Origin of the sequence: Enterobacter sp. J49 (assembly GCF_002148625.1) — a bacterium.
GTDB classification, from domain to species: domain Bacteria; phylum Pseudomonadota; class Gammaproteobacteria; order Enterobacterales; family Enterobacteriaceae; genus Enterobacter; species Enterobacter ludwigii.
This window is the reverse complement of sequence record NZ_MWPY01000033.1, coordinates 180,012-197,937: the sequence shown is the minus strand read 5'-3', so window position 1 is coordinate 197,937 and position 17,926 is coordinate 180,012. Positions and strand designations below refer to the sequence as shown.

General features: G+C 54.4%; 18 protein-coding genes. 11 read left to right on the top strand and 7 right to left on the bottom strand.

The window, feature by feature from the left end; genetic code table 11:
• Window positions 1–68: 68 nt before the first annotated feature.
• The 4 genes from sppA (at window position 69) to BJP35_RS13740 (ending at window position 5,086) form a co-directional block, all read left to right on the top strand.
• Complete coding sequence (gene sppA / locus BJP35_RS13755; protein ID WP_047744464.1) at window positions 69–1,925, top strand: signal peptide peptidase SppA; 1,857 nt, start codon at window positions 69–71, stop codon at window positions 1,923–1,925.
• A gap of 63 nt (window positions 1,926–1,988) precedes the next feature.
• Complete coding sequence (gene ansA / locus BJP35_RS13750) at window positions 1,989–3,005, top strand: asparaginase (protein WP_020884438.1); 1,017 nt, start codon at window positions 1,989–1,991, stop codon at window positions 3,003–3,005.
• A gap of 9 nt (window positions 3,006–3,014) precedes the next feature.
• Entirely contained in the window at window positions 3,015–3,656 is a 642-nt protein-coding gene (pncA, locus tag BJP35_RS13745) for a bifunctional nicotinamidase/pyrazinamidase (RefSeq protein ID WP_047744462.1), read from the top strand.
• A gap of 170 nt (window positions 3,657–3,826) precedes the next feature.
• Window positions 3,827–5,086 (top strand): glycoside hydrolase family 18 protein, encoded by a 1,260-nt coding sequence (locus BJP35_RS13740; RefSeq protein ID WP_047744460.1) that lies wholly within the window; start codon window positions 3,827–3,829, stop codon window positions 5,084–5,086.
• A gap of 55 nt (window positions 5,087–5,141) precedes the next feature.
• Here the strand turns inward: BJP35_RS13740 and BJP35_RS13735 are convergent, their stop codons facing one another.
• Both BJP35_RS13735 and msrB read right to left on the bottom strand, forming a co-directional pair.
• Window positions 5,142–5,405 (bottom strand): YeaC family protein, encoded by a 264-nt coding sequence (locus BJP35_RS13735; protein WP_153852331.1) that lies wholly within the window; start codon window positions 5,403–5,405, stop codon window positions 5,142–5,144.
• 56 nt (window positions 5,406–5,461) lie between these two features.
• Window positions 5,462–5,875: a peptide-methionine (R)-S-oxide reductase MsrB gene (msrB, locus tag BJP35_RS13730; protein WP_020884441.1), complete on the bottom strand. Its 414-nt coding sequence runs from the start codon at window positions 5,873–5,875 to the stop codon at window positions 5,462–5,464.
• 341 nt (window positions 5,876–6,216) lie between these two features.
• Between msrB and gapA the strand changes: the two genes are divergently transcribed.
• Window positions 6,217–7,212: a glyceraldehyde-3-phosphate dehydrogenase gene (gapA, locus tag BJP35_RS13725; protein ID WP_020884442.1), complete on the top strand. Its 996-nt coding sequence runs from the start codon at window positions 6,217–6,219 to the stop codon at window positions 7,210–7,212.
• Between the two features lie 74 nt (window positions 7,213–7,286).
• A complete protein-coding gene (locus tag BJP35_RS13720; RefSeq protein WP_014169640.1) occupies window positions 7,287–8,171 on the top strand; it encodes a D-hexose-6-phosphate mutarotase in 885 nt (294 codons plus the stop codon).
• A gap of 47 nt (window positions 8,172–8,218) precedes the next feature.
• On the opposite strand, the gene BJP35_RS13715 is transcribed toward BJP35_RS13720, so the two are convergent.
• The gene (locus BJP35_RS13715; RefSeq protein WP_047744457.1) at window positions 8,219–9,073 is read right to left on the bottom strand and encodes an aldo/keto reductase; all 855 of its coding nucleotides are present in this window, start codon (window positions 9,071–9,073) and stop codon (window positions 8,219–8,221) included.
• A gap of 91 nt (window positions 9,074–9,164) precedes the next feature.
• Window positions 9,165–9,914, bottom strand: coding sequence for a MipA/OmpV family protein (locus BJP35_RS13710; RefSeq protein WP_014169638.1), 750 nt, complete (start codon window positions 9,912–9,914; stop codon window positions 9,165–9,167).
• A gap of 432 nt (window positions 9,915–10,346) precedes the next feature.
• Here BJP35_RS13710 and yeaG point away from each other — a divergent pair, with 432 nt between their 5' ends.
• The 3 genes from yeaG to BJP35_RS13695 all read left to right on the top strand — a co-directional run bounded on the left by yeaG (window position 10,347) and on the right by BJP35_RS13695 (window position 14,281).
• On the top strand, window positions 10,347–12,281 hold the full coding sequence (yeaG, locus tag BJP35_RS13705) for a protein kinase YeaG (protein WP_014169637.1): 1,935 nt from the start codon (window positions 10,347–10,349) through the stop codon (window positions 12,279–12,281).
• 101 nt (window positions 12,282–12,382) lie between these two features.
• Complete coding sequence (locus tag BJP35_RS13700) at window positions 12,383–13,666, top strand: YeaH/YhbH family protein (RefSeq protein WP_047744454.1); 1,284 nt, start codon at window positions 12,383–12,385, stop codon at window positions 13,664–13,666.
• A gap of 114 nt (window positions 13,667–13,780) precedes the next feature.
• A complete protein-coding gene (locus BJP35_RS13695; protein ID WP_014169635.1) occupies window positions 13,781–14,281 on the top strand; it encodes a YbaK/prolyl-tRNA synthetase associated domain-containing protein in 501 nt (166 codons plus the stop codon).
• 20 nt (window positions 14,282–14,301) lie between these two features.
• Here the strand turns inward: BJP35_RS13695 and yoaI are convergent, their stop codons facing one another.
• Entirely contained in the window at window positions 14,302–14,406 is a 105-nt protein-coding gene (gene yoaI, locus BJP35_RS24630) for a small membrane protein YoaI (RefSeq protein ID WP_014169634.1), read from the bottom strand.
• Window positions 14,407–14,551: 145 nt separating this feature from the next.
• On the opposite strand from yoaI, the gene BJP35_RS13685 reads away from it, so the two are divergent.
• Window positions 14,552–14,998, top strand: a complete 447-nt coding sequence (locus tag BJP35_RS13685; protein WP_014169633.1) for a DUF441 domain-containing protein — start codon at window positions 14,552–14,554, stop codon at window positions 14,996–14,998.
• Here the strand turns inward: BJP35_RS13685 and BJP35_RS13680 are convergent.
• On the bottom strand, window positions 14,982–15,773 hold the full coding sequence (locus tag BJP35_RS13680; RefSeq protein ID WP_020884444.1) for a helix-turn-helix transcriptional regulator: 792 nt from the start codon (window positions 15,771–15,773) through the stop codon (window positions 14,982–14,984). The genes BJP35_RS13685 and BJP35_RS13680 overlap by 17 nt on opposite strands.
• A 99-nt stretch (window positions 15,774–15,872) precedes the next feature.
• Between BJP35_RS13680 and BJP35_RS13675 the strand changes: the two genes are divergently transcribed.
• Complete coding sequence (locus tag BJP35_RS13675) at window positions 15,873–17,060, top strand: CynX/NimT family MFS transporter (protein WP_047744451.1); 1,188 nt, start codon at window positions 15,873–15,875, stop codon at window positions 17,058–17,060.
• Window positions 17,061–17,090: 30 nt separating this feature from the next.
• Here BJP35_RS13675 and BJP35_RS13670 read toward each other — a convergent pair whose 3' ends face one another.
• Window positions 17,091–17,798 (bottom strand): CTP synthase, encoded by a 708-nt coding sequence (locus BJP35_RS13670; RefSeq protein WP_014169630.1) that lies wholly within the window; start codon window positions 17,796–17,798, stop codon window positions 17,091–17,093.
• Window positions 17,799–17,926: the final 128 nt, after the last annotated feature.

Below are 17,926 nucleotides of genomic sequence, written 5' to 3'. Positions count from 1 at the left end.
CATTACGATAACCGCACATTGCCGTCCCGTGGCGACGGAAACAGTCATTTTCTGGTTAGGGAGAATACATGCGAACCCTTTGGCGAATCATTGCCGGTTTCTTTAAATGGACGTGGCGACTGCTCAACTTCGTCCGCAACCTGGTGATGAATATCTTCTTCATCCTCCTGGTTCTGGTTTGCGCAGGCGTCTGGATGCATATCAGCAACGCAAATCAGGCGCAGCATTCGACTCGCGGGGCGCTGTTACTTGATATCACGGGCGTCATCGTCGATAAGCCGTCCACCAGCAATCGTCTGGGCGTTATTGGCCGTCAGCTGTTTGGCGCGACATCAGACCGTCTTCAGGAAAACTCCCTGTTCGATATCGTCGATACCATTCGTCAGGCAAAAGACGACCGCAACATTACCGGCATCGTGCTGGATCTGAAAGATTTTGCCGGCGGCGACCAGCCTTCGATGCAATACATTGGTAAAGCGCTGCGCGAATTCCGTGACAGCGGCAAGCCGGTGATTGCGGTCGGGGACAGCTACAGCCAGGGGCAGTATTATCTGGCCAGCTTCGCCAACAAAATCTGGCTCTCCCCGCAGGGTACGGTCGATCTGCATGGCTTTGCCACTAACGGTCTGTATTACAAATCGCTGCTCGACAAACTGAAAGTCACCACCCACGTCTTCCGCGTCGGAACCTATAAATCCGCCGTGGAGCCGTTTATTCGTGATGATATGTCCCCTGCGGCCCGTGAAGCGGACAGCCGCTGGATTGGTGAGCTGTGGCAGAACTATCTGAGCACCGTGGCCGCTAACCGCCAGATAACCGCTGAACAGGTGTTCCCTGGCGCGCAGGGCGTGCTGGAGGGCCTGCGCAAGGTTGATGGTGATACCGCAAAATATGCGCTGGATAACAAACTGGTCGATGCGCTGGGCACCAGCGCGGATATCGAAAAATCACTGAGCAAACAGTTTGGCTGGAGCAAAGAGGATAAAAACTTCAGCGCTATCAGCATGTACGATTATGCGACCAAAAAGCCGGATGACAGCGGTGACAGCGTCGCGGTGGTCTTTGCTAATGGTGCCATCATGGACGGCGAGGAAACGCCGGGTAACGTGGGCGGCGATACCACCGCATCGCAAATCCGTGATGCTCGCCTTGATCCGAAAGTGAAGGCGATCGTACTGCGCGTAAACAGCCCTGGCGGCAGCGTCAGCGCTTCTGAAGTGATCCGCGCTGAACTTGCCGCGGCACGTGCAGCCGGCAAGCCGGTAGTGGTGTCGATGGGTGGAATGGCGGCCTCGGGCGGTTACTGGATTTCAACCCCGGCTAACTACATCGTCGCCAACCCGAGCACGCTGACCGGCTCGATTGGCATCTTTGGGGTGATTAACACCGTGGAAAACAGCCTGGATTATCTGGGCGTCCATACCGATGGCGTTGCCACTTCACCGCTGGCGGATGTGTCGGTCACCAAATCGCTGCCACCTGAAGTCTCTGAGATGATGCAGCTCAGTATCGAGAACGGCTACAAGCGCTTTATTACGCTGGTGGCAGAGTCCCGTAAAAAGACACCGCAACAGATCGACGACATTGCGCAGGGCCACGTCTGGACTGGTCAGGATGCGAAGAATAATGGTCTGGTAGACAGCCTGGGCGACTTTGATGACGCGGTGAAGAAAGCCGCCGAACTGGCGAAGCTCAAGCAGTGGCACGTTGAGTATTACCAGGACGAGCCGTCGTTCTTTGACCTGGTGATGAACAGCATGTCCGGCTCCGTGCGTGCCATGCTGCCTGAGGCGCTGCAGGCGTATCTGCCTGCGCCTGTCGCGACGGCGGCTAAAGCGATGAAAGCGGAAAGCGACAAACTGGCGGCCTTTAACGATCCACAAAGCCGTTACGCGTTTTGTCTGACCTGTGCAAACATCCGTTAAACACCGTCCCCTCTTCCCGTGAAGAGGGGATTTTTTTCTTTTGAAGAACAAGAACTCACTACCATGCAGAAGAAATCGATTTATGTAGCCTACACTGGCGGTACCATCGGTATGCAGCGCTCTGAAAATGGCTATATCCCGGTCTCCGGCCACCTTCAGCGCCAGCTCGCGCTGATGCCTGAATTCCACCGTCCGGAAATGCCTGACTTCACCATCCACGAATACGAGCCGCTGATGGACTCCTCCGATATGACGCCAGAAGACTGGCAGCATATCGCGGACGACATTAAAGCCCATTACGACCAGTACGACGGCTTTGTGATCCTGCATGGTACCGACACGATGGCGTTTACCGCCTCGGCACTCTCCTTCATGCTGGAGAATCTGGGCAAACCCGTCATCGTCACCGGCTCGCAAATTCCACTGGCGGAGCTGCGTTCTGACGGGCAGATCAACCTGCTCAATTCCCTGTATGTGGCAGCGAATTACCCGATTAACGAAGTGTCGCTGTTCTTCAACAACCGACTGTATCGCGGCAACCGGACCACGAAGGCGCACGCCGATGGCTTTGACGCTTTCGCCTCACCGAACCTGCAGCCGCTACTGGAGGCGGGCATCCATATTCGTCGTCTTGGCACCCCGCCTGCGCCGAGCACGGCGGGCGAACTGATTGTTCATCCGATCACGCCGCAACCGATTGGCGTGGTAACGATTTACCCGGGTATCTCTGCAGATGTGGTGCGTAACTTCCTGCGCCAGCCGGTGAAAGCGCTGATCCTGCGCTCTTACGGCGTGGGCAATGCCCCGCAGAACGGCGAGTTCCTGAAAGAGCTGCAGGAAGCGAGCGAGCGCGGGATCGTGGTGGTTAACCTGACGCAATGCATGTCCGGTAAAGTCAACATGGGCGGTTACGCCACCGGTAACGCCCTCGCGCATGCAGGCGTTATCAGCGGATTCGATATGACCGTTGAAGCCACGCTGACTAAACTTCACTATTTACTGAGTCAGGATCTGGACATTCAGTCCATCCGCAGCGCGATGATGCAAAACCTGCGCGGCGAACTGACGCCGGACGAATAAGGAGGCACCATGACGCAACGCGCCCTGTTACTGGTCGATTTGCAAAATGATTTCTGTGCGGGCGGCGCACTGGCCGTCGCTGAAGGTGACAGCACCGTAGACGTGGCGAATACGCTGATTGAGTGGTGCAAAACGCGGGGTGAGGCGGTTGTCGCAAGCCAGGACTGGCACCCGGCTGACCACGGCAGTTTTGCCAGCCAGCACGGCGTTGAGCCCTTCACGCAGGGTGAACTTGACGGCCTGGCACAAACCTTCTGGCCGGATCACTGCGTGCAACAGACGGAAGGTGCGCAGCTGCATCCGCTGCTGAATCAGAAGGCCATCGACGCGGTGTTTCATAAAGGGGAAAACCCGTCTATTGACAGCTACAGCGCCTTCTTTGATAACGGGCATCGCCAGAAAACGGCGCTGGACGGGTGGTTACGCCATCACGAAATCACCGAACTGATTGTGCTGGGTCTGGCGACGGATTACTGCGTGAAGTTCACCGTGCTGGACGCCCTCCAGCTAGGCTATACCGTCAGCGTCATCACCGACGGCTGTCGTGGGGTGAACATTCAGGCGCATGACAGCGCACAGGCGTTTATGGATATGGCCGCGGAAGGCGCCACCCTGTATACCCTGGAAGACTGGCTGGAAATGCACGCCTGACCTTCTCGCCGGGCAAGCCACAGTGCTGCCCGGCACGCCCCGTCTCATTCCCCATAAAGTGAACTCCCTCGCATCACCAGCGAAGCGGCAATGCTATTCTCTTCAGGCTGTTTTTTCGCCACGCCTTTTCCGTGGCGTGGTTATTTTTGTTAAGTCAAAGAGGAACTTGTATGAAACGTTTGCCTTTGCTGGCAGCATTACCCCTGCTTTGCGCGTCAGTTGCTTCCGCCACTCCCCTGATGTCTGTGGGATATTTTAATGGCGGTGGCGATGTCACCGCCGGTCCCGGTGGTGATATCAATACGCTCGACGTTCGTCAGATTACCCACCTGAACTACTCATTTGGTCTGGTCTATAACGTTGAGAAAGACGAAACCCATGCTGCGCTGAAAGATCCGGCGAAACTTCATCAGATCTGGCTGTCGCCAAAAGTCGCCGCCGATCTGGCGCTAATCCCGACGCTGCGTAAGCAAAATCCAAACCTGAAAGTGCTGCTCTCCGTTGGCGGATGGGGTGCGCGTGGCTTCTCCGGCGCAGCCGCGACCCAAGAGAGCCGTGCGGTGTTTATCCGCTCGGCTCAGGAGATTGTCGAAAAATATGCACTCGACGGCATCGATCTTGACTGGGAATACCCGGTAAATGGCGCATGGGGACTGGTGGCCAGCACGCCAGCCGATCGCGATAACTTCACCGCACTGCTGAAAGAATTGCGCGCCGCCTTCGGGCATAAAAAGCTGGTCACCATCGCGGTGGGGGCAAATGCAGAAAGTCCGAAAAGCTGGGTGGATGTTAAAGCCATTGCCCCGCTGCTCGACTACATCAACCTGATGACCTACGACATGGCGTATGGCACGCAGTATTTCAACGCCAATCTGTATGACTCCAGCGACTGGCCAACGGTGGCCGCCGCAGACAAATACAGCGTGGATTTTGTGGTGAACAACTATCTGGCGGCCGGGCTGAAGCCGCAGCAGATGAACCTCGGGATTGGTTTTTACGGCCGCGTGCCAAAACGCGCCGTGGAGCCCGGTATTGACTGGACAAAACCCGATGCGCAAAACCATCCGGTGACCCAGCCCTACTTTGGGCCTCAGGAAACCGGCTTGTTCGCGTCACTGGGTTACGACCTGACCAAAGATACGTATGTGAAGTACAACGATATTGTGAAAAAGCTCTTAAACGATCCGCAGAAGCGTTTTACCGAACACTGGGACGAACGGGCGCAAGTGCCGTGGCTTTCAGTGAATGCGGCGGACGGCAAGGCGCTGTTTGCCCTTTCCTATGAGAACCCGCGTTCCGTCGCCATCAAAGCGGATTACATCAAGGAGAAAGGTCTCGCCGGGGCGATGTTCTGGGAGTACGGCGCGGATGACAATAACCAGTTAGCGAAACAGCTGGCGGAGTCGCTGGGAATTAAACCCAAAGAGTAAGATAAGCACGCCCTCTCTCCAGAGAGAGGGCGCTGGCAGGACTGCCGCCCCACCGTTACTGCATCTTTATCGTCGCGATCGGCTTTGGCGTGATACCAAAGTCCTCTTTCAGCTCGCGCTTGCTCTTCATCACCATCTGGCCTTGAGTGTCGATAGTCATGTGTTGCGCGTCGGTATTGTTACGCGCCTGCCAGAGCATCACCAGTTGCAGACTGTTCTCTTTTTGCTCCGGCGTGAGCGCGACACCGTCCGGCCATTTGCCCAGTTCAACAGCAGTCACCAGGCGCTGATACACCTCCGGCGTCATACCGCTAATCATGTCATCAATATTCACGATCTCTCCCTTTCAAAGGAATAATTTGCTGAATCGTTTTTTCAACCTTTGATCTGGTCACCGTTTTCATCATCGGTGAAGCTCATCGACGCAGAATTCACACAGAAACGCTCACCCGTCGGTTGAGGGCCATCCGGGAAGACGTGTCCAAGGTGGGCGTCACAGGTTCCGCAACGAATTTCAGTTCGCACCATGCCGTGCGACGTGTCGCTCAGGTAGCGGATCGCATCGTCACTAACCGGCTCATAAAAGCTTGGCCAGCCACAGCCAGAATCGAACTTCGTTTGGGAATTGAACAACGGGGCGTCACATACCAGACAGTGGTAGACACCGTCGCGCTTGTTGTGCAGTAAACGGCCGGTAAAAGGCGGTTCGGTTCCGTGATTTTGCGTCACGTAAAACTGCATTTCGGTGAGGTTTTTTTTCAAATCGTCAGGGTTACGTTGGTTCGACATATGCTTACATCTCGCTGTAGAAACAGACATCTTTTAACCCGGATTCTAACAAAACATTAACACCCTTGCGTGCACTTTTGTTCTAAACTTATGTGTCGCGAAAAGGCGGTCAGGCAATTGTGATCATGTTCACATTTTTATCCTGCGAGGACTTTAAAATGCCGCGCGCAGCCCCCATGTGGTTGCTAGCTCAAAGGGAAAGTGAGGCGAGTCAGTCGCACAAACGTTAGTCACAGGATTGATTTGTCGCAATGATTGACACGATTCCGCTTGACGCTGCGTAAGGTTTTTGTAATTTTACAGGCAACCTTTTATTCACTAACAAATAGCTGGTGGAATATATGACTATCAAAGTAGGTATCAACGGTTTTGGCCGTATCGGCCGTATTGTTTTCCGTGCTGCTCAGAAACGTTCTGACATCGAAATCGTTGGTATCAACGATCTCCTGGACGCTGAATACATGGCGTACATGCTGAAGTACGACTCAACTCACGGTCGTTTCGACGGCACCGTTGAAGTGAAAGACGGCCACCTGGTTGTTAATGGCAAAACCATCCGCGTTACTGCTGAGAAAGACCCAGCTAACCTGAAATGGAACGAAATCGGTGTTGATGTTGTAGCTGAAGCTACCGGTATCTTCCTGACCGACGAAACTGCGCGTAAACACATCACCGCGGGTGCGAAAAAAGTTGTTCTGACCGGTCCTTCTAAAGACAACACCCCAATGTTCGTTCGTGGTGCAAACTTCGAAACTTACGCTGGCCAGGACATCGTTTCTAACGCATCCTGCACCACCAACTGCCTGGCACCGCTGGCTAAAGTAATCAACGACAACTTCGGCATCGTCGAAGGTCTGATGACTACCGTTCACGCGACCACCGCGACTCAGAAAACTGTTGACGGCCCGTCTCACAAAGACTGGCGTGGCGGCCGTGGCGCGGCTCAGAACATCATCCCATCCTCTACCGGTGCAGCTAAAGCTGTAGGTAAAGTACTGCCAGAACTGAATGGCAAACTGACTGGTATGGCGTTCCGCGTTCCAACTCCTAACGTATCCGTTGTTGACCTGACCGTTCGTCTGGAAAAAGCTGCTTCTTATGAAGAAATTAAGAAAGCAATCAAAGCTGCTTCCGAAGGCGCAATGAAAGGCGTTCTGGGCTACACCGAAGACGACGTTGTATCTACCGATTTCAACGGCGAAGTGTGCACTTCCGTGTTCGATGCTAAAGCAGGTATCGCACTGAACGACAACTTCGTGAAACTGGTTTCCTGGTACGACAACGAAACCGGCTACTCTAACAAAGTACTGGACCTGATCGCTCACATCTCCAAATAAGTTGAGATGAGTTCTTGATCCAAAAAGGCGACTTCGGTCGCCTTTTTTATTGTTTTTAGACAGAGGATTGCTTAATGATTAATAAAATTTTTGCACTTCCGGTAGTCGAACAACTTACCCCTGTGCTCTCCCGCCGACAGATTGATGGTGCGGATATCATCGTCGTTGACCACCCGCGCGTAAAAGCCTCCGTGGCGCTGAACGGCGCACACCTGCTCTCCTGGAAACCTGAAGGCGAAACGGAAGCACTGTGGCTGAGCGACGCGACCTCCTTTAAAAAAGGGGATGCGATTCGCGGCGGCGTGCCTATTTGCTGGCCATGGTTTGGTCCTTCCGCTGAGAAAGGCCTACCCTCTCACGGTTTTGCCCGTAACCAGCAGTGGACGCTGAAAGCGCACAATGAAGACGATAACGGTGCGGTACTGACCTTTGAGCTGCAGGCGAATGAGGAAACCCGTGCCCTGTGGCCGCACGATTTCACCCTGTACGCACGCTTCAAGCTGGGCAAAACCTGCGAAATCGAACTGGAAGCGCACGGTGAATTTGAAACCACCTCCGCCCTGCACACCTATTTCAACGTTGGTGACATCAGCGCCGTGAAGGTGAGCGGCCTTGGCGATACCTTTATCGACAAAGTGGATAACGCGAAAGAAGGAAAACTGAGCGACGGCATTCAGACGTTCCCGGACCGTACTGACCGCGTTTACCTGCATCCGGAAGCGTGCAACGTGATCCACGACAGCGCCCTGAACCGTGGTATCGAAGTGGTACACCACCATCACAGCAACGTGGTGGGCTGGAACCCAGGCCCGGCACTTTCTGTCAGTATGGCCGACGTGCCTGATGACGGTTACAAAACGTTCGTCTGTGTGGAAACGGCGTGCGTCACTGCGCCACAAAAAACCAGCGAAGAAAAACCGTCTCGCTTAGGGCAGACAATCAGTATTGTGAAGCGCTAATACGCTTCTGCCCCTCTTCCTGTAAAGGAGAGGGGCATGCGTCAGGATTAAACGACATCCAGCGGGAGTTTATGGGTGGGTGGCGGGAAAGCATTATCCAGTTTGTGACGTTCTTCCGCGGTGAGGGTTATCTCCAGCGCTCCAGCGTTGGCGTTAACATGCTCAATCGAGGCCGCTTTCGGTATGGCAATAACACCCTGATGGCGGATAACCCACGCCAGCAGAATTTGGGCGGCAGTGGCGCGGTGGTTATGCGCGATGGCATTCACGACCGGATGGTTTATCAGCCCCGAACGCAGGCGCCCGGCCTGAGCCAGCGGGCAGTAAGCCATCACCGGCATCGCCTGTTGCTGACACCAGGGAAGCAGATCAAATTCAATTCCCCGTGACGCCAGATGATAAAGCACCTGATTAGTGGCACAGGCGGAACCGCCCTCTTCACGCCACAGCGCCTGCATATCTTCATAATCCAGGTTTGAGACGCCCCAGCGGCCAATTTTTCCCTGCTGCTGGAGTCTTTCCATCAGCGTAATGGTTTCATCCAGGCCATAGTTACCGCGCCAGTGCAGAAGGTAGAGATCAATATGGTCTGTCCCGAGACGTCGCAGACTGGCATCACACGCCGCCTGGCCTTTCTGACCGCCAGCGTTCCACGGGTAGACTTTTGATACCAGAAAAACGTTGTCGCGCTGGCCCTTAATGGCCTCCCCGACCACCTCTTCCGCTCCGCCTTCGGCATACATTTCAGCGGTATCAATTAACGTTAACCCCAGATCAATGCCCGCCCGCAGTGCATTCACTTCGGATTTACGCTGGCTGGCTTTTTCTCCCATATACCAGGTACCCTGTCCAATAGCCGGAAGTGGACGCCCTGCGGAAAAGGTCACGGTTTTTACGCTCATATCATCCCCTCTTTTTCGTTGCACCACACCAATGCAAACGGGGCGCAAGCGCCCCGTTTTGATGCAATGATTGCACTGTTTTAATGCACAATCAGAACTTGTAGGACACACCGACTGAGAATATGCCCGCCCAGGACTTATCAACCATCGGGCTGTCCTTCACTTCATCGCTCAGACGCTCATAGCGCCCGGTACCGTAGACGTTCCAGTCACCGAGGAAGTTATAGCTTGCCGTCAGCTCAAGGTACGGATCCCAGCCGTCGTCCGCACTGTAGCTCTTCAGACCGCTACGACGGGATTCGTTCTTAGAAACACCATAGTAGTAGTCGTTGTAGTTCTCACTGTTATATTGCACACCGATACCCGGGGTTAGCGTTAACGCACCGTTGGTGTAGCGATAGAGCCAGGCCAGATCCCAGATAAAACCGTTGCTGTTATCCAGCGTATCCCCCGCAAGCGCGGTACGCAGGAAGCCATATTCGGTGTTATGCACATAAGAGAGTCCCGCCATCATGGTGCTCTTACGCTTGTCGAGCTGGCGAAGCGCATGGCTGTCGCTGTCACCCGGCTTGAAATGCGTCGGATCGTAGTAAGCCATGATGGAGAGCTTGTCGGCCGTATCATTCCAGAGGTAGTAGCCACCGCCCAGACCGCGGAACCAGAAGTTATCGCCTTCATAGGTGACAACCGGAACTGGATAAACATCACGATCATACTGTTTGTATGGGCTGTTAATCACGCCAACGCCCGCGCCAACAGTCCACTGACTTTCCGCCGCCTGTGCGGTGCTAACAGCGGTTGCGGCAAGTACGCCCAATGCCAGAAGTTTGAGTTTGGTCACAATCCATTCTTTCCTGTAGTCAAATAATCAGCGAGAGAAGTTTAACCGCCATTGTCGTACATCCCAAAATTTTTTGCCTGCTAATCAGTCTGATTAACCCGTTATTTTCAACTTTTCAGGTGACAGCCTGCTTTCATTTATATGACTACTGAATGAAAAACGTGCTTTTACCCTAAAACAGCAGGGGAAATTTTTGGATGAGTTATTGATATGTCATTGAAATTAGATTTTATCGGCATGCAAGTTTTGCAAATGCCATCTACGCTTTAAATTAAGAAGAGTTTTTTCTGAACACCCTGCGGTTCTTAGCGTCTGACCTGGCACACAGGTTGCTGCTCTGGCAGTGAGGTGCGAGAGATTCTCTTCCGGGAGCCTCCACTACTCATACGAACGGCTCTTATCCTGTGCTAAAAAACGAAAGGACGGCATGCCATGAATATATTCGATCACTATCGCCAGCGTTATGAAGCTGCCAAGGACGAAGAGTTCACACTGCAGGAGTTTCTTACCATTTGTCGGCAAGATCGCAGTGCCTATGCCAATGCGGCAGAACGGCTATTAATGGCTATTGGTGAGCCAAACATGGTTGATACTGCCCTGGAACCTCGGCTTTCCCGTCTCTTTTCGAATCGGGTGGTCGCCCGCTACCCGGCGTTTGAAGAGTTCTATGGTATGGAAGATGCCATCGAACAGATTGTCTCCTACCTGAAGCATGCCGCCCAGGGTCTGGAAGAGAAGAAACAGATCCTTTATTTACTCGGCCCTGTGGGTGGGGGTAAATCATCACTGGCTGAACGTCTGAAATCACTGATGCAGCGCGTCCCTATCTATGTGCTGAGCGCTAACGGTGAACGCAGCCCGGTGAATGACCATCCGCTGTGCCTGTTTAATCCGCAGGAAGATGCGCAAATTCTGGATAAAGAGTTTGGTATTCCGCGGCGCTATCTTGGCACCATCATGTCGCCTTGGGCGGCAAAACGCCTGCACGAGTTTGGTGGGGATATCACCAAATTCCGCGTCGTCAAGGTGTGGCCATCCATTCTGGAACAGATTGCTATCGCTAAAACTGAACCGGGTGATGAGAACAACCAGGATATCTCCGCCCTGGTGGGTAAAGTCGATATTCGTAAGCTGGAAAACTACGCGCAAAACGACCCGGATGCCTACGGTTACTCGGGTGCGCTGTGCCGCGCCAACCAGGGGATTATGGAGTTCGTCGAGATGTTTAAAGCACCGATTAAAGTGCTGCATCCGCTGCTGACGGCCACCCAGGAAGGCAACTACAATGGTACGGAAGGTATTTCCGCCCTGCCGTTTAACGGCATTATCCTCGCACACTCAAACGAATCTGAGTGGGTCTCCTTCCGTAATAACAAAAACAATGAGGCGTTCCTTGACCGTGTCTACATCGTCAAAGTGCCTTATTGCCTGCGGATCTCCGAAGAGATCAAAATTTACGAGAAACTGCTTAACCACAGTGAGCTGGTACACGCACCTTGCGCACCAGGCACCTTGGAAACGCTGTCGCGCTTCTCCATTCTCTCGCGCCTGAAAGAGCCGGAAAACTCCAGCATCTACTCGAAAATGCGCGTGTATGACGGGGAAAGCCTGAAAGATACCGACCCGAAAGCGAAGTCTTATCAGGAGTACCGCGACTACGCCGGTGTGGACGAAGGGATGAACGGTCTGTCCACGCGTTTCGCCTTTAAGATCCTCTCCCGCGTGTTTAACTTCGACCATGCGGAAGTGGCGGCGAACCCGGTTCATCTGTTCTACGTGCTGGAGCAGCAAATTGAACGCGAGCAGTTCCCGCAGGAACAGGCTGAACGCTACCTTGAGTTTCTGAAAGGCTACCTGATCCCGAAATATGCGGAGTTCATCGGCAAAGAGATCCAGACCGCCTACCTGGAGTCTTATTCAGAGTACGGGCAGAACATTTTTGACCGTTATGTCACCTATGCTGACTTCTGGATCCAGGATCAGGAGTACCGCGACCCGGATACCGGACAGCTGTTCGACCGGGAATCCCTGAACGCAGAGCTGGAAAAAATCGAGAAGCCGGCCGGGATCAGTAACCCGAAAGACTTCCGTAACGAGATTGTGAACTTCGTCCTGCGCGCCAGAGCGCATAACAACGGACGTAATCCGAACTGGACCAGCTACGAGAAACTGCGCACGGTAATCGAGAAGAAAATGTTCTCCAATACCGAAGAGCTGTTGCCGGTGATTTCGTTTAACACCAAAACGTCAACCGATGAGCAGAAAAAGCACGACGATTTTGTCGACCGTATGATGGAGAAAGGCTACACCCGCAAACAGGTTCGCCTGCTCTGCGAATGGTATCTGCGCGTACGTAAATCGTCTTAATACAAGTACAAGTGCCCGGTAGTGCATACGCCTGCCGGGCTACAAAAAAATGTCCGGCACGTCCGGACACTGCAAGTTGGCAAATGCAGTACGGGGGATATATGACCTGGTTTATTGACCGTCGTCTTAACGGCAAAAACAAGAGCACGGTAAATCGCCAGCGCTTCTTGCGCCGTTATAAAGCGCAAATTAAACAGTCGATCTCCGAGGCCATCAACAAACGCTCGGTGACCGACGTCGACAGCGGCGAATCTGTCTCCATCCCCACCGATGACATCAGCGAACCGATGTTTCATCAGGGACGTGGCGGCCTGCGCCATCGCGTACACCCAGGTAATGACCACTTCGTGCAGAACGACAGAATCGAGCGCCCGCAAGGCGGCGGGGGCGGTTCAGGAAGCGGTCAGGGACAGGCCAGCCAGGACGGTGAAGGACAGGATGAGTTTGTCTTCCAGATTTCAAAAGATGAGTATCTCGACCTGCTGTTTGAGGATCTGGCGCTGCCGAATCTGAAAAAGAACCAGCATCGTCAGCTTAACGAGTACAAAACCCATCGCGCGGGATATACCGCAAACGGCGTGCCCGCCAACATCAGCGTGGTCCGTTCGCTGCAGAACTCTCTGGCGCGACGCACGGCCATGACGGCAGGTAAACGGCGCGAACTCCGCGAGTTGGAAAACAGCCTGAAGGTGGTGGAAAATACTGAACCAGCGCAACTGCTGGAAGAGGAACGCCTGCGCAAAGAGATAGCCGAACTCCGGGCTAAAATAGACCGGGTACCGTTTATCGACACCTTCGACCTGCGCTACAAGAATTACGAAAAACGCCCCGAACCGTCGAGCCAGGCGGTCATGTTCTGTCTGATGGATGTCTCCGGTTCGATGGACCAGGCCACCAAGGATATGGCGAAGCGTTTTTATATCCTGCTCTATCTGTTCCTGAGCAGAACCTATAAGAACGTGGAAGTGGTCTATATTCGCCACCACACTCAGGCGAAAGAGGTGGATGAACATGAGTTCTTCTACTCGCAGGAGACCGGTGGCACCATCGTGTCGAGCGCTCTGAAACTGATGGATGAAGTGGTGAAAGAGCGTTACGACCCGGCGCAGTGGAACATCTATGCCGCGCAGGCATCAGATGGCGATAACTGGGCGGATGACTCCCCGCTGTGTCACGACATTCTGGCGAAGAAAATTCTGCCGGTGGTGCGTTACTACAGCTATATCGAAATTACCCGCCGTGCTCATCAGACGCTGTGGCGTGAGTATGAACATCTGCAATCGATGTTTGATAACTTTGCCATGCAGCATATCCGCGATCAGGATGATATCTATCCGGTGTTCAGGGAACTGTTCCATAAACAGTCAGCCAACAGCAATGCCTGACCCAACAGCCAGCGAATCCGCTGGCTGTTTTCTTTGCGTCCTGCCTATCCCAACGGCGAAATATTCTGTGCTAAGGTTAAACGCTGCGTATTGGTATTTAACAGGTAAATCGCTATGTCTGATGACGTTAAGGGAACAACAACCCACCAGCAACTCATTACGTTGTTAACCCAGCAGGGCGCGCGATTTCGCGTCATGGAGCATGACGCCGTGGGGAAATGTGAAGCGGTGAGTGAGATCCGCGGAACCGATCTGGGGCAAGGGGCAAAAGCACTGGTCTGTAAGGTGAAGGGAAACGGCGTAAAAAAACACGTTCTGGCGATCCTCGCCGCCGATCTGCAGGCCGATTTAAGCCAGCTTGCCAGCCATTTTGGGGGGATAAAAGCGTCTCTCGCAAGCCCTGCCGAAGTCGATACCCTGACCGCCTGCGTTTTTGGCGCCATTCCGCCTTTTAGCTTCCATCCCGATCTGGCACTGGTGGCCGACCCGCTCCTGTTCGAGCGTTTCGATGAAATCGCGTTTAACGCCGGTCTGCTGGAAAAATCCGTGATTATGGATACGCAAGATTATTTGCGTATCGCCCGTCCTGAGCTGGTGACGTTCCATAAAGCGTAATCGTGTAGGCTGGCATCCCGTCAGCCTTTTTTTTCCAGAAAAATAACTGACGCGACCAGGATAATGGCAACAGCGAAAAACGATGAAGAGATGATCAGCGTTTCGACAAACATGTGATCGTACATTTTTGCGACCCTTTTTCGATGCCTGCCCCTGTTTTATCCCCCGTAAATGACAGGGTTATGACAGCAGTAAAATCTTTTTAAAAACTGTCTTCAGCCGTGTTTCCGCGTAAAGTAAGCAGGCTTACTCTTTTGGCAAGGATTCCTTATGTTTGACCCGACTCTGCTCATTCTTCTGGCCCTCGCTGCGCTTGGCTTTGTCAGCCATAACACCACCGTCGCTATCTCAATTCTGGTGCTGATCATTGTGCGCGTGACCCCGTTAAACACCTTTTTCCCGTGGATAGAAAAACAAGGTCTCACCATCGGGATCATCATTCTGACCATTGGGGTGATGGCACCTATCGCCAGCGGTACGCTGCCTGCCTCGACGCTACTGCACTCGTTTGTAAACTGGAAATCGCTGATAGCGATAGCGGTAGGCGTTTTTGTCTCGTGGCTGGGCGGGCGTGGCGTTACGCTGATGAGCAGCCAGCCCTCGCTGGTAGCCGGTCTGCTGGTGGGAACCGTGCTCGGTGTGGCGCTCTTTCGTGGCGTTCCGGTGGGCCCGCTGATTGCGGCCGGGCTGGTCTCACTGTTTATCGGGAAGTCATAGTCAGGCTGGCAATATAGCGCGCTGGCGTCTGCCCCAGCCCCTTCTTAAACATCGTGATAAACGCGGTGGTGGAGTCGTACCCCAGCGACTGTGCCACCTGCTGTACCGACTTCCCCCCAATCAACAGCTGTAACGCCACAATAAGCTGCAGCTGATGCCGCCAGCGGCGAAAGCTCAGGCCCGTCTCTTTTACCACCAGGCGCGCCAGATTGCGCTCACTCATGGCGAAGTGGCTCGCCCATTGCGCCAGCGTCTGCCAGGCAGCAGGCTCTTCCGCCATCTTCTCGCTCATCAGCCGGATTTTTGGATGAGGCGAAACGGGCAGTTGCAAATGTTCCTGACGCTGCAGCGGTAGCTCGTCAAAAAGAACATCCACCAGACGCGATGTGGCAGCAAGCGAAAGCGCTTCACGTGATTTTTCCGCCAGCGATAAGATCAGTTCCCGCACCAGAGGGGAGATCTTCAGGGTGCAGCAGCGATCGGGCAAACTTACCGCTCCGGGTTCAATAAACAAAAAGCAAAGCTGGGCACCCGGCGTGGCCTTATTGCTGTGCGGCATCTGGCCAGGGATCCACACGGCATATTGGGGCGGTACCATCAGCATGGCGTTTTCCACTTCGCAGGTAATGGCTCCCCCCAGCGCCAGAATCAGCTGTCCCTTACGATGTTGGTGTCGCGGAATGTATTGTTCCTCCGCCACCACGCGGATGCGAAACGCGACAGCCGCATCATGCTGGCTATCGGGATCGTAGCCGTCCAGTCCGAGACCAATCATCAGGTTGTCCGATATTAGCGATAAACTGTCATTTTAGCCTGATTTCAACCGTGGAGAAAATCGGTATTGTGTGCGCTCGCTTGAACGTATGAGAACACAATGACTACTGCAATTCGGGTTTCAGGAAAACAGGGCGCGCTGCTGATCGCAGGTATCCTGATGATTGCCACTACGCTTCGCGTCACCTTTACCGGAGCAGCACCGCTGCTCGATACCATTCGTCTCGATTATGGCTTGAGTACAGCGCAAACCGGTCTGCTGACCACCCTGCCTCTGCTGGCTTTCGCCCTTATCTCCCCGCTCGCCGCAGGTTTTGCCCGGCGTATCGGCATGGAGCGCAGCCTGTTTATCGCCCTGCTGCTGATTTGCGTCGGCATTGCTGTGCGCTCCCTGCCTTCCGCCCCCCTACTTTTCATCGGTACGGCGGTGATTGGCTGCGGTATCGCGCTGGGCAATGTGCTGTTGCCTGGGTTAATTAAACGTAACTTCCCGGGACAGGTTGCCAGACTCACCGGCGCGTATTCCCTGACGATGGGGATCTCCGCGGCGTTAGGTTCCGCACTGATTGTTCCGCTGGCGCAGGGGGAAGCCGGCTGGCATGGCGCCCTGCTAGTGCTGATGGCCTTTCCGCTGGCGGCGTTACTGCTCTGGCTGCCACAGTGGCGTCAGAAACACGTTGCGACGGTGACCGGTGCAGGCGCGTTACATAACCGCGCCATCTGGCGCTCTGCCCTCGCCTGGCAGGTCACCCTTTTTCTGGGGATTAACTCGCTGATTTACTATGTCATCATCGGCTGGCTACCGGCGATCCTGCTCAGCCACGGGTATAGCGAAGCCCAGGCGGGTTCTGTGCACGGACTCTTACAGCTGGCCACCGCCGTGCCGGGTCTCGCTGTCCCGCTAATCCTCCATCGTCTGAAGGATCAGCGAGCAATCGCCGGCGTCGTGGCGCTGTTGTGCGCGATAAGCGCAGCAGGATTGTGGTTTGCGCCGGGAATGGCGGTCATGTGGACGCTGGTGTTTGGTTTTGGTACCGGGGCAACGATGATCCTTGGCCTGACCTTCATCGGGCTGCGCGCCAGCTCTGCGCATCAGGCCGCGGCCTTGTCCGGCATGGCACAGTCGGTTGGCTATCTGCTGGCCGCCTGTGGCCCGCCGTTGATGGGCAAAATTCACGATGCTGCCGGTGACTGGCGGTATCCGCTTCTGGCCTGTGCACTGGCCGCCGTGATCATGGCCATTTGCGGTATGCTTGCCGGGCGTGACCGGGAGGTCACGCCCCGTTAGTAGAATGGCAGACCACCAGGTCTGCCTTTTTTATCCGCGCGCCGCGCGCAGCATTGCCTGTACCAGCACCACCGGTCGACCTTCCAGCGCGGCACGTTCATGCTGGAATAAAGTGATCACGAAGAACGGATGGGTCAGTAGCTCCGCGGCGCGAATTTCACCCTGCTCGTCCCAGCCGGTGACGCGCATTTCGCCGCTCTCCAGCTCCCGTGCAAATTCCGGCGACACACCGTAATTGCAGTGATATCCCTCCACGATTTCCGGTTTGCCATAGGCTTTGGCGATGAGCGTATTGTTGCGCAGCTCAATTGCATCGGTTTTTTCCACCAGCGAGCAGGTTAATGGCGCAATCACCATTGTGCCTTCGGTATCCGTTTCGGCGTGAGCCGCATCGTGCCAGCCCAGCACATTACGGGCGTACTCAATCAGCGCATGCTGGAACCCGCCGCAGGTGCCGAGGAAGGGAATGCTGTTTTCGCGTGCGTAGCGTGCAGCGATAAAGGCCGCCGCCGTGTTTTTGTACGGGCTTGCGGGAACCAGCCAGATAGCGTCATAACCTACCAGATCTTCCGGGCTGGTCAGTTCCGTGGTCGCGAGCCAGTCATAATCAGCGGTGAGGTCAAGAACGGCAGCGGCGTCGTCAATTGCCAGCGGGATCGCCTGGTGCGCAATAACATCGGGATTGTAATCGCCAACCAGCGCAATGCGCAGTGTGGTTTTAGCCGGGAGGTGTTCCATGAAAGGTTCCTTATGCCTGAGTATTAGCAGATAACATAAGGAACCTCAGACTACCGATCTTCTGCAATTATCACAATACCTTAAATTGGGTGGGTAAAGACAAAGTGCTAGAGTAATACGCAGAACGT

What these genes read in the sequence shown, in the direction of transcription:
- sppA (WP_047744464.1), top strand. Translation starts at nt 69, where the DNA reads ATGCGAACCCTTTGGCGAATCATTGCCGGTTTCTTTAAATGGACGTGG.
- ansA (WP_020884438.1), top strand. Translation starts at nt 1,989, where the DNA reads ATGCAGAAGAAATCGATTTATGTAGCCTACACTGGCGGTACCATCGGT.
- pncA (WP_047744462.1), top strand. Translation starts at nt 3,015, where the DNA reads ATGACGCAACGCGCCCTGTTACTGGTCGATTTGCAAAATGATTTCTGT.
- BJP35_RS13740 (WP_047744460.1), top strand. Translation starts at nt 3,827, where the DNA reads ATGAAACGTTTGCCTTTGCTGGCAGCATTACCCCTGCTTTGCGCGTCA.
- BJP35_RS13735 (WP_153852331.1), bottom strand. Translation starts at nt 5,405, where the DNA reads ATGATTAGCGGTATGACGCCGGAGGTGTATCAGCGCCTGGTGACTGCT.
- msrB (WP_020884441.1), bottom strand. Translation starts at nt 5,875, where the DNA reads ATGTCGAACCAACGTAACCCTGACGATTTGAAAAAAAACCTCACCGAA.
- gapA (WP_020884442.1), top strand. Translation starts at nt 6,217, where the DNA reads ATGACTATCAAAGTAGGTATCAACGGTTTTGGCCGTATCGGCCGTATT.
- BJP35_RS13720 (WP_014169640.1), top strand. Translation starts at nt 7,287, where the DNA reads ATGATTAATAAAATTTTTGCACTTCCGGTAGTCGAACAACTTACCCCT.
- BJP35_RS13715 (WP_047744457.1), bottom strand. Translation starts at nt 9,073, where the DNA reads ATGAGCGTAAAAACCGTGACCTTTTCCGCAGGGCGTCCACTTCCGGCT.
- yeaG (WP_014169637.1), top strand. Translation starts at nt 10,347, where the DNA reads ATGAATATATTCGATCACTATCGCCAGCGTTATGAAGCTGCCAAGGAC.
- BJP35_RS13700 (WP_047744454.1), top strand. Translation starts at nt 12,383, where the DNA reads ATGACCTGGTTTATTGACCGTCGTCTTAACGGCAAAAACAAGAGCACG.
- BJP35_RS13695 (WP_014169635.1), top strand. Translation starts at nt 13,781, where the DNA reads ATGTCTGATGACGTTAAGGGAACAACAACCCACCAGCAACTCATTACG.
- yoaI (WP_014169634.1), bottom strand. Translation starts at nt 14,406, where the DNA reads ATGTACGATCACATGTTTGTCGAAACGCTGATCATCTCTTCATCGTTT.
- BJP35_RS13685 (WP_014169633.1), top strand. Translation starts at nt 14,552, where the DNA reads ATGTTTGACCCGACTCTGCTCATTCTTCTGGCCCTCGCTGCGCTTGGC.
- BJP35_RS13680 (WP_020884444.1), bottom strand. Translation starts at nt 15,773, where the DNA reads ATGATTGGTCTCGGACTGGACGGCTACGATCCCGATAGCCAGCATGAT.
- BJP35_RS13675 (WP_047744451.1), top strand. Translation starts at nt 15,873, where the DNA reads ATGACTACTGCAATTCGGGTTTCAGGAAAACAGGGCGCGCTGCTGATC.
- BJP35_RS13670 (WP_014169630.1), bottom strand. Translation starts at nt 17,798, where the DNA reads ATGGAACACCTCCCGGCTAAAACCACACTGCGCATTGCGCTGGTTGGC.